Consider the following 12760-nt stretch of genomic DNA (forward strand, 5'->3'; position numbering starts at 1 on the left):
GGAGTGTATAAGAGACAGGTGTAGCAGGGGTGCGCGGGGTTGGGGCAATTCCCTCCCGCCGTTCGTGCGGAGCGAACTCGAGGCACGCGCTGCAGGGCGTCGCGTCAGGGGGCAAGTCCCTCGACTCCGCTCGGGACGAACGGCGGGAGAGTTCGTTCCGGTACCCTTGGTTTGCGTACCCTGACCACCACGCCCAAGATCCGCGCATTGACGCAGTGACCCTCTCCGACGCCCGTGAAGGCTATCGGCGCCGATGGACCAAGCCGCCGCCGACCGGGCAGCGATCGCGATCACGCGCCGGCGACGAGGGCGTCGTGCTGGTGGCGGAAAGCGAGTGGGCGGAGATCACCGCGCGGCTGTCCGCCCCAGCCCCGCCGAGCGCCCCGCGATAGCCGCGTAACGTCCGCCACCGTCATGCCGGGCTCGTCCCGGCATCCACCCGTCCGCGCATCCCACGTCGGGAGAGATCACCGCACCCCGGATGCAGGGACAGGCCCCGGCATGAGGTCTCCTCCCTCGACACGAGTGACCGGGCAGCGCCGGCCGACGCTCTCCGACAGCTATGGACGCAGGGCGCGGCAAGCGGAGCGGCGATCGATGGCGATTTCGATGCGCGCGAGATTGCCCGCAGGCGCGAGCAGAGGCTGGTCGCCTCCCGGCACGCGGAAGATCATGGGACTGGCGGATAATGAGCGGCGCGTAAGAGCGGTAGAGTTGCTCCGCGACGTGTCGCTTCAGCGGAGCAGCCCAGATCATCAATCGACGTAGATTCCGACCACCTTCCATTCGCCGCCCTCGCGATCAAGCGATACGGTTTCTGTCACCCCGCGCCGGTTGGCAAAGTCGGTGCGGAAGCGGACGACCTTCAGCCCGTTGGGCGGCGCGGGCGTATCCTGTTCGCTGACGAGCGTGCGCGATACGATGCGACCGAGCGGCGCTCGAACCTTCTCCGACGTCGACTGCCAGACTTCGACAGTGTTGAGGGTCTGGAACGAATGGCTGGTTCCCGCCCAGCTTTCGCGCCACTGCGCGTTGTCGACCAGCTTCAGCCAGTCTCGCGCAGCCTTGGTAACGGCTGTTTCGGCAACGGTGGACGTGGTCGCAGAGACGGGATCGGCCGGCGCCTGCACGGGTCCGGACAAAGCGAGCAGTGCGGCAACAAGGGACATCATGGCAATTCCTCCGATCGCCCATGCCGTGAGTCGCCGCGATCGCGGCACCATCGGGGGCTGAGGAAGGTGCTGGGCCAGCGACGCGGGGGGCACATCCCCAAACGGCGTGGTCCCAATCAATTCGGGTGTCGCACCTTCAGCCTCACGCAACAGGCGGGCAGCTTCCTTGCTGCTGGAGACGGAGAGCTTGCGCCGCGCGTCGCGCAATCGTTCGTTGATCGTGTGAACCGACAGGCCAAAATGCCGCGCCAACGACTTGGCGTCGTGCCCGACAAGCAGAAGGCGAAGCGTCTGCTTCTCCTTTTCGGTCAGCGCTTCATATCCTTGCACCATCACGCCCGTCGTTAGCTGACCCACGTTCACCGCGCTACGAATTCGCCTTGATGGCGTAACCCCCGAAAGAATTGTACCCGACGCATGGCGTGAGCGAGGCGTCGACGTATGCGCTCATTTGCCCGTCACCTTGGGCTGACCCAAGGTCCCGGTTCTTCACCATTCGGTGCGCGGGCAGCGACCCCGGATCAAGTCCGGGGTGACGGGGTGACGATCAATCGTGCTCGCGCCCGCCAGCGCCCATGTACAGCTCGCGGCCGGTATCCTCGTACACACCGCTCATCTTCGCCATGCCGGCCTCCGCCTCCGCGGTGGCGATGAAGCTCTCGCTGCCCTGATCCTGCAACCGCGCGAAATCTCGCACTTCCTGCGTGATCTTCATCGAGCAGAACTTCGGGCCGCACATCGAGCAGAAATGCGCGGTCTTCGCGCCTTCCGCCGGCAGCGTCTGGTCGTGGTATTGCTCCGCCGTTTCAGGATCGAGCGACAGGTTGAACTGGTCGCGCCAGCGGAACTCGAAGCGGGCGCGGCTGAGCGCATCGTCGCGCATCTTGGCCGCGGGATGCCCCTTGGCGAGATCGGCAGCGTGCGCGGCGAGCTTGTACGTCACCACGCCGACCTTGACGTCGTCGCGGTCGGGCAGGCCGAGATGCTCCTTGGGCGTCACGTAACAGAGCATCGCCGTGCCGTACCAACCGATCATCGCCGCGCCGATGCCTGACGTGATGTGGTCGTAGCCCGGTGCGATGTCGGTGGTCAGCGGCCCGAGCGTGTAGAAGGGCGCCTCGCCGCACACCTCCAGCTGCTTGTCCATATTCTCCTTGATCTTGTGCATCGGCACGTGGCCGGGGCCCTCGATCATCACCTGCACGTCCTGCGCCCAGGCGCGGTGGGTCAGCTCGCCCAGCGTATAGAGCTCGGCAAACTGCGCCTCGTCATTGGCGTCGGCGATCGAGCCGGGGCGCAGGCCGTCGCCGAGTGAATAGGCGATGTCATAGGCCTTCATGATCTCGGTGATCTCGTCGAACCGCTCGTAGAGGAAGCTCTCCTTGTGATGCGCGAGGCACCATTTCGCCATGATCGAGCCGCCGCGGCTGACGATGCCGGTCACGCGCTTGGCGGTCAGCGGCACGTAAGGCAGGCGCACGCCGGCGTGGATCGTGAAATAGTCGACGCCCTGTTCGGCCTGTTCGATCAGCGTGTCACGGAAGATCTCCCACGTCAGCTCCTCGGCGATGCCGCCGACCTTCTCCAGCGCCTGGTAGATCGGGACGGTGCCGATCGGCACGGGCGAGTTGCGGATGATCCATTCGCGCGTGTCGTGAATGTTGCGCCCGGTGCTGAGGTCCATCACCGTATCCGCGCCCCAGCGGATCGCCCAGACGAGCTTGTCGACCTCGGTGGCGACGTTCGACGCGACGGCGCTGTTGCCGATGTTGGCGTTGATCTTGACCAGGAAGTTGCGGCCGATCGCCATCGGCTCGGATTCGGGGTGGTTGATGTTGTTGGGGATGATCGCGCGGCCGCGGGCGACCTCGTCGCGGACGAATTCGGGCGTCACGTAATCGGGGATGGCGGCGCCGAAGCTTTCGCCGTCGCGGACGTATTCGCGCAGCATCTCGCGGCCGAGATTCTCTCGGGTGGCGACATATTCCATCTCGGGCGTGATGATGCCACGGCGTGCGTAGTGCATCTGGCTGACGTTCTGCCCCGGCTTGGCGCGCAAGGGGCGCTTCACGACATTGGGGAAGGGCTGGACGCCGCCTGAGCGATCCGGGCCGAGTTGGCCATTGTCCTCCGGGCGGATTTCGCGCGCGTCATAAGCCTCGACGTCGCCTCGGGCGGTGATCCAGTCGCGGCGCAGTTGCGGCAGGCCGGCCATGATGTCGATGCGGGCGTTGGGGTCGCTGTACGGGCCGGAGGTATCGTAGACGTTGAGCGGAGGCTCGCCGCAGCCGGGCTCGAGGTCGATCGCGCGCATCGCGACCTTGAGCGGGCCGACGTGGATCTTGCGGCTACCGCGAATCGGGCCAGTGGTTACGCCAATTTCAGTGCGGGCTGGAACGTCGGCCATGTTTTTCACTCTCCATGTGCCGAAGAGCGAAAGACGGATTGCCGGTGGTGGCGCGCCGCTCCCTCCCTCCGCCGGTGTCAACCGGATCAGGTTCAGCGGGTCGGGGGCTCGTGCCCCCCTCTCAACCGCCGTCAGCGGTCCCCCGGGGATGAAGGTGAGTCTAGGCGCTCAGGCCGGGGCCGTAAACCCACGCGGTCACGCCGCGCCCTGCCGAGCTTTCCGGACTGTTTGCGCAATCCGGAAAGCCGCGCGCTCAGTTCGCGTTGCTGGTCTTCAGGTCGCCATTGAACCCGGCCGGGAAGAAGCCGCCGGCGCTGACCGCGGCCTTGTTCTGGTACAGGATGTTGAGCACGGAGCCGCTCGCCCGGCTGTAGGCGATGCCGTTGCTGTCAGCGGGCGTGATGTTGGCCGCGCCATCGGTGCTCGCGACGCCCTGGTCGACGTCACCCCCGCCGTTCAGTGTGTCGCGGTAGTTGCTGAACTTGCCCGCATCCGCGCGCCAATCGGCATTGGCGTAAAGCGCCGTGCGGATCGTGCCGGCGTGATAGCTTTGCGCGGTTGTGATGCCGATGAAGCCGTTGCGCGTGGCGGCGGCGTTGGCAAGCGACACCAGCGGCTTGTACGCGGTGACGATCAGGTCCTGCAGCAGGAACGCGCCGAGCAGGAAGTTGCGGTCGTTGGCGAACGGATTGAACAGCTCGCCGCCGCCGACGACCCCCGCCGTCCGCGCCGCCGCGGTGAAGGCGCCATCCGCCGCGCCGGACAGGTTGATCGCCGGCTGCGCCACCGCTTCGGTCTTGATCAGATCGCGCAGAAACGCGACGCGCGCCCGCGCATCGGCCGCGATCTCGCGCGCAAAGGCGGCGATGAACGGATCCGCGAACGGCACCGCGGCACCCCCGGTGACCGTGCCCGCCGTGCCGGTGCCGGTCAGCAGCGCGGCATCGATGCCGGCACCCGTGGTGGCATAAGCGAAATATTGCGCCTGGAGGTATTCCAGCTGCAACGCGAAATTGAGCACCTGGCGATCGGCATTGCCGGTCGAGGTCGGCGTGGGGCTGGGCGAAGGGCTGGGCGTCGGCGACGAATCATCATCATCGTCGCCGCCGCCGCCGCAGGCGGATAGCAGCGCCAGCCCGCCAGCCGCGACCGAGGCGCCGCCGGCAAGCTGAAGGAAACGGCGACGCTCGGCGCGGCGGGACGCAGCGGCATCGAGCATGGGCGGGATAGTGTCCTGATCGATCATGGCGGAAGAATCCTGGAAACGGGAAAACGCAAGCGGGGCGGGCGCCGCCTCAGCCGCTGGCGGTTGGGGACCCCGACGGGGTCGGCGTCGGGGTGGGTGCCGGCGCCGGCGTGGTCGACTTGATGTTCCCGTTGACGCCCGCGGGGAAGAAGCCGCCCGTCGTCGCCGATGTGCTGGCGTTCACATACAGGATGTTGAGCACCTGCTGCGGCGTGCGGGTGAAGCCGGTGCCACTCGCGGCGAGCGGCGCGATATTGGCGACGATCGCGCCCGACGCCGCGGTGCCGGGGCGGACGCCCTGATCGAGATCGGCGGTGGTGCCGTCCAGCGTATCGCGCGCGTTGGAGATCGCCTCGCTCGCGTCGATCAGCGACGGCGTGGCGAGACCGCGCCGGTAGAGCGTGGCGCGCAGGGCCGCGGCGTGATGCGCCTCAACCGCCAGCATCCCCGTCACCCCCTCGGCAAAGGTACGCGTGCTGGTATAGGCCAGGAACCCGGCATAGGCCGTGACGCTGACGTCCTTCAGCATATAAGCGGCGAGCAGGAAGTTGTTCTCGCTCGCGTAAGGATCGAACGCGGCTCCGCTGCCGACCAGACCGGCCGTGCGCGCCAGCGTGCTGAAGCCGCCGGTGGGCGTTGCGCCGAGATCGATTGCCGGCTGCGCAACCCGGAAGTTGCTGCCCGCCGATTCGCGCAGGAACTTGACATGGGCGAGCGCGTCGGCCGCCATCTCACGCGCGATCGACGCCAGGACGGCGTCGCCGAAGGCCACCGCGCGCGCGCCGGTCGCCGCGCCCGCCGTGCCAGTGCCCGAGATGTCCGCGCTGCCGAGCACCGCCCCGCCAGTCGCCACGGCGAAGAAATTCGCCTGCAGATATTCGAGGTTGAGGATGAGATTGCCGGCGTCCAGCTCCCCCGACAGGCTCTGCGCCGCGGCGGAGCCGGGCCTCGCGACCGCCCCGATGCCCGCCGCCGCCACGCCCAGCGCGCTGGCGAAAAAGGCGCGGCGATCGGCCCGCTTCGGTTCGCCGGCCGTTTCCGGCGTTTCGATCAACAGATCCGTCTGCGACATCGCGGCTTCCTCTTTCTACACCCGCACCGGCCGGGCGCGTCACGGGACCGGTGCCTAAATCGTTTCGCTGTCGGGCTCCTGAACGGATCGACAGTTTTCGCGCTAGCGCGAAACTGCGGCCGTGGAAATCACCCAAGCGGCGTGACGAGGCGATAACGCCCCAGGCACAAGACGAAGCCGGTCGCCGACATCCTTGGCCGCGCCCGCACCGATCAGGCGTCTGCCCAGCGGCGCAGCAGATTATGGTACACGCCGGTCAGTTGAATCGCGTTGGGATCGGCATGGCCCTTGTCCGCGGCGATCGCCTGCACGCTGCGGTCGATGTCGAACAGGATCTGCCGCTCGCCATCGTCGCGCACCATGGATTGCAGCCAGAAGAAGGAGGCAACGCGTGTGCCGCGAGTCACCGGCGTGACATGGTGCAGGCTGGACGAGGGATAGACGATGGCGTGGCCGGCGGGCAGCTTCACGCTTTGCACGCCGAACAACCCCTCGATCACCAGCTCGCCGCCATCATAATCGGCCGGATCGGCGAGGAAGAGCGTGCAGGAAATGTCGGCGCGAATACGGAAATCGGTGCCGCGCTGGATGCGGATGGCATTGTCGACATGCGTGCTGAAGGTCTGCCCGACGCCGTAACGGTTGAACAGCGGCGGGAACACCTTGAGCGGCAGCGCCGCGGCGAAGAACAAGGACGAGCGGCCGAGCGCATCGAGCACGATCCGCCCGGCCTCCTTTGCGGCGGCGCTTTCCTCCGGCAATTGCTCGTTGCGCTTGGCCAGCGCGGATTGGTGGCCGGAGGTGACGTTGCCGTCGACCCATTCGGCGGCGTCGATGATGTCGCGGAGTTGCGCGAGCATGGTGGGACCGAGCAGGTCGGGGATGGCGATCAGCATATGGGTCCCTTCCTAAAGCGATCCGTCATCCCCGCGCAGACGGGGATCCATATACGCCGCCGTTCATGCTGGAAGCGCGGCGGCAGCGTTTATGGATTCCCGCCTTCGCGGGAATGACGGAAAAAACGGGAATGACGGAGATCAACGGCAGTTAATAGCGATACGCCACCATCAGCACTGCCGACCGCGCATCACCCGGCGTCGCCCAGCCATTGTTGCGGATGCGGGTGAAGTAGAGTTCGTCGCCGATGTTCTTGACGTTCACCTGCGCGGTCAGATTGGGCGAGAAATCATAGGCGAGATACGCGTTGTGGACCCAATAATCGTCTGAGCGGTAGATCGCCGGATTGGCGGCGGTCGGCAGGTTGAACGCGAAGGTTCCCTGATAGGTCACGCCATAGCCAAGCGTCAGGCCGAACGGCAGGCGATAGGTGGTGAACAGGCTGCCCGAATGATCCGGCGCATTCTGCAGCGGCGCGCCGCGTGCCGGATCGGGGTTGGCGGCGGTGTTGGCGCAGTTGCCGCCGCCCGGGTTGGCAAGGCAGCGGTCCGACACCGACTGGAGCAGCTTGGGATCGAGATAGGTGTAATTGGCCGTGATCTCCCACTCGGGCGTGATCTTGCCGGTCGCACCCAGCGCGATGCCGTCGACACGTGACCGGCCGTCGAGCGCCTGATCCGGGATCGTCGGATCGCCCGACGCGACGCGATATTTATCGCGCTCGTTGCGGAACAACGCGGCGGTGAGCAACAGGCGACCGCCGAACAGCTCTCCCTTCGCGCCGATCTCGTAATTTTTGGCGGTTTCCGGGTCGACGTTGCACGTCTCCGTGGTGCAGGCGCCGTTCACGGCATTCTGCGACGGCGTCATCGAATTGCCGTAAGCCACGTAGAGGCTCGCCGCCTCGATCGGCTTGTACACCAGGCCGACGCGATAGGAGAACAAGGTGGCGCCGTTGCGAAGCACTGCGCCGGGGATGATCGGCCCCTGCGGCGCAGTGACGGTCGCGCCGGTGTTGGCGGCGAGCGCGTCTGTGCGGTAATTGCCGCGATTGTCCTCCAGCCGAACGCCGCCGTTGAGCTCGATCTTGCCGAGCTTCATCGTGTCGAACAGATAGACCGCCCAATTGTCCACCTCGCCGCGCTGCCGCCCGGTTTCGATCGGGTTGATCGGCCCGTTATAGACGTTGCTGCCGTACGCACGGCCGGCTGGTCCTGGCACGACGTTGTTCGGATCGGCGAAGTTGATCAGCGGGAAGCTGCCAAAAGCGGCCGTGCCGTTGGGATTGCGATAGACGTTGCCGGTGGAGAGCGTGAACTCCTCCCAACTATACGATCCGCCGAGTACCAAGCTATGCTCGATCGCGCCGGTGTTCACCGTGGCGCGCAAATCGAGCTGGTCGTACATCAGCAGATTGATGACGTCGCGATAATTGCCGCGCGGCCCGCCGATCAGATAATAGCCAACAGGAGTGGTCGAGGGGCAGTCGGCGCCCGCCGGCGTTACGTTGCCGGGCAGGCAGAAGGTGCCTTGCGGCGGGCCGACGATCGAAAGCTGCTGCACATTCTGCCAGCGCGCCAGATTGCGCAGCGACACGCGATCGGAGAATTCATGCTCGAAGATCAGCGTCGCGCGGTCGATCGTGATGTCCTGCGTATCGACGTTGCGATAGCCGAAGTAATCGCTGCGATCGATCCCGGGCAGCGGGCCGTTGTGGAAGGCGTTCTTGTAATAAGGCACGCCATATTGCGGGATATTGTCGTCTTCCTCGTGGAAGTAATGGACGGTCAGCCGCGTGTCGCCGTCCAGCCCCAGCGTGGCGGACGGCGCCACACCCCAGCGCTTGTTATATTCGACGTCGCGGCCCGGAATGTCGTTGCGATGCACCATGGCGTTGAGGCGCAGGCCGATCATGTCGCTGGCACGCACATTGGCGTCCACCGTGGCGCGATAATAATCGTCGGTGCCGATCCCGCCATCGACGCGGATCGCGGTATCACGCTGCGGCATCTTGGTGACGAGGTTGATCGACCCGCCGACCGAGCCCGAACCCGTGTAAACCGAATTGGCGCCGTTCACGACCTCAACCTGTTCCAGGATGAACGGATCGCCGCGTGAATATTGCCCGCTGTCGCGCACGTTATCGACGGTGATGTCGCTCGACGCCGAATAGCCGCGCAGGGTGATCTGGTCGGAGGGCGCAACGCCGCCCTCGGCCGCGCCAAAGGTGATGCCCGGCACGGTCGACAGCACGTCGCGTAAGGTGAGCAGATTCTGCTGCTCGATCGTCCGATTGGTCAGGATCGTCACGGTCTGCGGCGTGTCGCGGACGGCGCGCGTGGTCTTCGCGCTCGCCTGTTCGGACTTCACTTGCTGGCCGGTGACGATGATGTCGTCGCGACGGCGATCCTCGGTGGTTACCTGTTGTGCCTCCGTACCAGCCGGGTCGGTGTTCGGCGTGGCCTCGACCGGTGCGCTGGCGATGAAACCAATCGCGGCAAGCGCCAGAAAGGCAGGCACCGTCCGTTGCTCGTTTATGTCTGACATGCAACTCCCCTTTTCTTCGGGGAGCGTCGCTATTGAGAGTCGTTCGCACTGTCAACGTTGTTGCGAGTAGTTATTATTCGCTTGTCATCATCACGTCGGCCAACCAGATGCGTAACGCACTGGCAAGGTTGGGAGGATCGGCGGCGATGATACGCAGCGCATCGATTTCGGCGACCAGCGCGGACACGGGCAAACGGCGGCCGGACGCTTCGCGCTCCAGCGCGCGCCAGAACAAGGGTTCGAGGCTGATCGAAGTCGGGTGGCCGGCGATCGTGATCGATCGTTTCACCGGCCCGACAAATCCACCGCGCGGCGGCTGGATTCGCGTGTTTGAACGTTCCGGCGCCCCGGCTGATTGATGGTCGTCACGCATCGCCCCCGCCTAGCACGCGGCGGGGGCGACGACACCGACTCTCGTCGGCTATTCGAGATCCGCCTCGCTGACGATGATCGGATTGGCGTCCGAGTTGCGGGACAGCGCGGACAAGGCTGCCTCCGTCACTTGATCGATGAAGCGGTTGAACATGTCCGCCGCGTCGCCGTCCGGCCGGTCGCCACTCAGCGCCTCGAGCAGATCATATTGCACGGCGAACTCATAATCGTCGCCGTCCACTTCGCCTGTGAATTCCACCAGCTCCGCATCGATATTGTCGAGCACCGTTGCGGTATCGATATCCAATTGGCTGTTCGCCATTCCTTGCATTCCCTCGTGATTGATCCGTGATCCGCCTCAGGCCGGCAAGCGCTCGGCCAAGTCACCGATGGCAGCGCCGACGAAGCTTTCAAGCGCCACGTCACCATTCAGCCGAACCGGCCGTTCGAGCGTCAGCACGGCGTCGCCCTGCATGTCCGGTTCAAGCTGCTGCCACGCGCGCACGGCCGCCTCAAGATTGGTGACTTCGGGTACTTGCTCACCGCCGCGCGTGACGTTTTCGAGCGACGCGCTCATCTTCCAGTCGATGGTCGGGGCAGTCGCATCGCCCCAGGTCGCTTCGGCCATCCTGTTTTCATCCTTTTCGCTTCGCCCCAATCGCCGGAACCCGCGGCTCGGTTCCCGCCAATCCGGCAACAGGGTGGCTCGATACGACGGCATCGACTAGGGCGGCGATGGAACGGCAAGCGAGTGTGACATGACCCGACATCTTCCCTGGATCGCCCTGGCGCTGGTCGGCGCGGGCAGCCTCGGCGTGGTGGCGACCGTCCGCGGCGAGCCGATCAACGCGCTGTGGATCGTCGCTGCGGCGGTCTCGGTCTATCTGATCGCCTATCGCTATTACGCCCTGTTCATCGCGCGCGCGGTGGTCGGCATCGATCCTTCGCGCCCCACCCCCGCAGTGCGCCGTGCCGACGGCCTCGATTATGTCGCCACCGATCGCCGCGTCCTCTTCGGCCACCACTTCGCGGCAATCGCCGGCGCCGGCCCGCTCGTCGGCCCGGTGCTCGCCGCGCAGATGGGCTATCTGCCCGGCACCTTATGGATCCTCGCCGGTGTGGTGCTGGCGGGCGCCGTGCAGGATTTCATGATCCTGTTTATCTCGATGCGCCGCGACGGCCGCTCGCTGGGCGAACTCGTGCGCATGGAAATGGGCGCGATCCCCGGCACGATCGCGCTGGTCGGCGCCTTCATGATCATGGTGATCATCCTCGCCGTGCTCGCGCTGATCGTGGTGCGCGCGCTCGCCGAGAGCCCCTGGGGCCTGTTCACCGTCATCGCCACCGTGCCGCTGGCGATGGTGATGGGCGCCTATACCCGCTGGATCCGCCCCGGTGCGATCGGAGAGGTATCGGTGATCGGCTTCATCGGCCTGATCGCGGCGATCATCTTCGGGCAGAATGTGGCGGAAAGCGCCTTCTGGGGGCCGATCTTCACGCTGACGCCGGTACAGCTCTGCTTCGGGCTGATCGCGTACGGCGCGATCGCCTCCTTGCTGCCGGTCTGGCTGCTGCTCGCCCCGCGCGATTACCTCTCCACCTTCCTCAAGATCGGCGCGATTGCCGCGCTGGCGATCGGCATCGTCGTGCTCGCGCCGCCGCTGCGCATGCCGGCGCTGACCGAATTCGCCTTCACCGGCACCGGCCCGGTCTGGGCGGGACCGATGTTCCCGTTCCTGTTCATCACCATCGCTTGCGGCGCCGTGTCAGGCTTCCACGCGCTGATCTCCAGTGGCACCACGCCCAAGCTGATCGCCAGCGAGGGCGACGCGCCGTTCATCGGCTATGGCGCGATGCTGATGGAAAGCGCGGTCGCGATCATGGCGCTGATCGCCGCCTCGATCCTCGATCCCGGCATCTATTTCGCGATGAACACCCCCGCCGCGATCACCGGCGGCGATCCCGCGACGGCGGCGGCGGCGATCACCGCGATGGGCTTCCCGGTCTCCGCCGAAACGCTCGCCACTACCGCGCGCGAAGTTGGCGAGACGACCATCGTCAGCCGCGCCGGCGGCGCGCCGACGCTGGCGGTGGCGATGGCGGAAATCTTCAGCAACGTGCTCGGTGGGCCGGGCATGAAGGCCTTCTGGTACCATTTCGCGATCCTGTTCGAGGCGCTGTTCATCCTCACCGCCGTCGATGCCGGCACGCGATCCGGGCGGTTCATGCTGCAGGACCTGCTCGGCCTGGGGAGCCCGCGCTTCAAGGACACGTCGAGCTTCGTACCCGGCCTGATCGCGACGCTGATCTGCGTCGCCGCATGGGGCTTCTTCCTTTACCAGGGCGTCACCGATCCGCTGGGCGGGGTAAATACTTTGTGGCCGCTGTTCGGCATTTCCAACCAGATGCTCGCGGCGGTCGCGCTGATGCTCGCCACGGTGGTGCTGGTCCGGATGAAGCGCGAACGTTTCGCCTGGGTGACGGTGGTGCCGGCGATCTGGCTGCTGCTGTGCACCGGCACGGCGGGGCTGATGAAGCTGTTCCACCCCGATCCCAAGATCGGCTTCCTCGCCCATGCCAACGTCTTCTCCGACGCGATCGCGCGTGGTGAGGTGCTGAAGCCGGCGGCGTCGATGGCCGAGATGGGGCGGATCGTGTTCAACGACCGGGTCGATGCCGCCTTGTGCGCGCTGTTCCTGTTCGTGGTGGTGGCGATCGCCTTCTATACCGTGCGCACCTGCCTCGCCGCACGCCGCCTCGCGCGGCCGAGCGTGACCGAGATCCCACCGGTGCTGGAGGTAGCGCGGTGAGCGTGCTGGGGCGGATCGCCGAAACGGCACGGCTGATGGTCGGGATGCCGGACTACGACACCTATTGCCGGCACCTCGCCGACCATCACCCGGAGCGCACGCCGATGACGCGGGCGGAATTCTTCCGCGATCGCCAGCAGGCGCGTTACGGCAGCGGTGGTGGGCGGTGCTGTTGACCTTGCCGTCACCCCCGACTTGATCCGGGGTCCCGCTGCCTTGCCCGCGGTGGGATAGAAG

General features: G+C 66.1%; 12 protein-coding genes and 1 riboswitch. Of the genes, 3 read left to right on the forward strand and 9 right to left on the reverse strand.

Annotated features, from left to right (window positions below; all coding sequences use genetic code 11):
- Positions 1-215 precede the first annotated feature (215 nt).
- The gene (locus SPHI_RS14990) at positions 216-392 is read left to right on the forward strand and encodes a hypothetical protein (RefSeq protein WP_158049687.1); all 177 of its coding nucleotides are present in this window, start codon (positions 216-218) and stop codon (positions 390-392) included.
- Between the two features lie 363 nt (positions 393-755).
- Here SPHI_RS14990 and SPHI_RS10790 read toward each other — a convergent pair whose 3' ends face one another.
- From SPHI_RS10790 to SPHI_RS10830, 9 genes are all read right to left on the reverse strand, one after another.
- Positions 756-1529, reverse strand: a complete 774-nt coding sequence (locus tag SPHI_RS10790) for a helix-turn-helix domain-containing protein (RefSeq protein ID WP_233130883.1) — start codon at positions 1527-1529, stop codon at positions 756-758.
- A gap of 190 nt (positions 1530-1719) precedes the next feature.
- Complete coding sequence (gene thiC, locus SPHI_RS10795) at positions 1720-3579, reverse strand: phosphomethylpyrimidine synthase ThiC (RefSeq protein WP_076744967.1); 1860 nt, start codon at positions 3577-3579, stop codon at positions 1720-1722.
- A gap of 46 nt (positions 3580-3625) precedes the next feature.
- Positions 3626-3734: riboswitch (TPP riboswitch) on the reverse strand.
- 98 nt (positions 3735-3832) lie between these two features.
- Positions 3833-4825: a ferritin-like domain-containing protein gene (locus tag SPHI_RS10800; RefSeq protein ID WP_076744968.1), complete on the reverse strand. Its 993-nt coding sequence runs from the start codon at positions 4823-4825 to the stop codon at positions 3833-3835.
- 49 nt (positions 4826-4874) lie between these two features.
- Positions 4875-5897, reverse strand: a complete 1023-nt coding sequence (locus SPHI_RS10805; protein ID WP_076744969.1) for a ferritin-like domain-containing protein — start codon at positions 5895-5897, stop codon at positions 4875-4877.
- 212 nt (positions 5898-6109) lie between these two features.
- Positions 6110-6793: a Fe2+-dependent dioxygenase gene (locus SPHI_RS10810; protein WP_076744970.1), complete on the reverse strand. Its 684-nt coding sequence runs from the start codon at positions 6791-6793 to the stop codon at positions 6110-6112.
- Positions 6794-6944: 151 nt separating this feature from the next.
- Entirely contained in the window at positions 6945-9341 is a 2397-nt protein-coding gene (locus SPHI_RS10815) for a TonB-dependent receptor (RefSeq protein WP_076744971.1), read from the reverse strand.
- Positions 9342-9414: 73 nt separating this feature from the next.
- Positions 9415-9714: a ribbon-helix-helix domain-containing protein gene (locus tag SPHI_RS10820; RefSeq protein WP_083719946.1), complete on the reverse strand. Its 300-nt coding sequence runs from the start codon at positions 9712-9714 to the stop codon at positions 9415-9417.
- A 48-nt stretch (positions 9715-9762) separates the two neighbouring features.
- Positions 9763-10035 (reverse strand): hypothetical protein, encoded by a 273-nt coding sequence (locus SPHI_RS10825; RefSeq protein WP_076744972.1) that lies wholly within the window; start codon positions 10033-10035, stop codon positions 9763-9765.
- A 36-nt stretch (positions 10036-10071) separates the two neighbouring features.
- A complete protein-coding gene (locus tag SPHI_RS10830; protein ID WP_076744973.1) occupies positions 10072-10341 on the reverse strand; it encodes a hypothetical protein in 270 nt (89 codons plus the stop codon).
- Positions 10342-10471: 130 nt separating this feature from the next.
- Between SPHI_RS10830 and SPHI_RS10835 the strand changes: the two genes are divergently transcribed.
- Complete coding sequence (locus SPHI_RS10835) at positions 10472-12523, forward strand: carbon starvation CstA family protein (protein WP_076744974.1); 2052 nt, start codon at positions 10472-10474, stop codon at positions 12521-12523.
- Complete coding sequence (locus SPHI_RS10840; protein ID WP_076744975.1) at positions 12520-12699, forward strand: YbdD/YjiX family protein; 180 nt, start codon at positions 12520-12522, stop codon at positions 12697-12699. The genes SPHI_RS10835 and SPHI_RS10840 overlap by 4 nt, the downstream gene beginning before the upstream one ends.
- Positions 12700-12760: the final 61 nt, after the last annotated feature.

Origin of the sequence: Sphingomonas jeddahensis, from assembly GCF_001981525.1 — a bacterium.
GTDB classification, from domain to species: Bacteria; Pseudomonadota; Alphaproteobacteria; order Sphingomonadales; family Sphingomonadaceae; genus Sphingomonas; species Sphingomonas jeddahensis.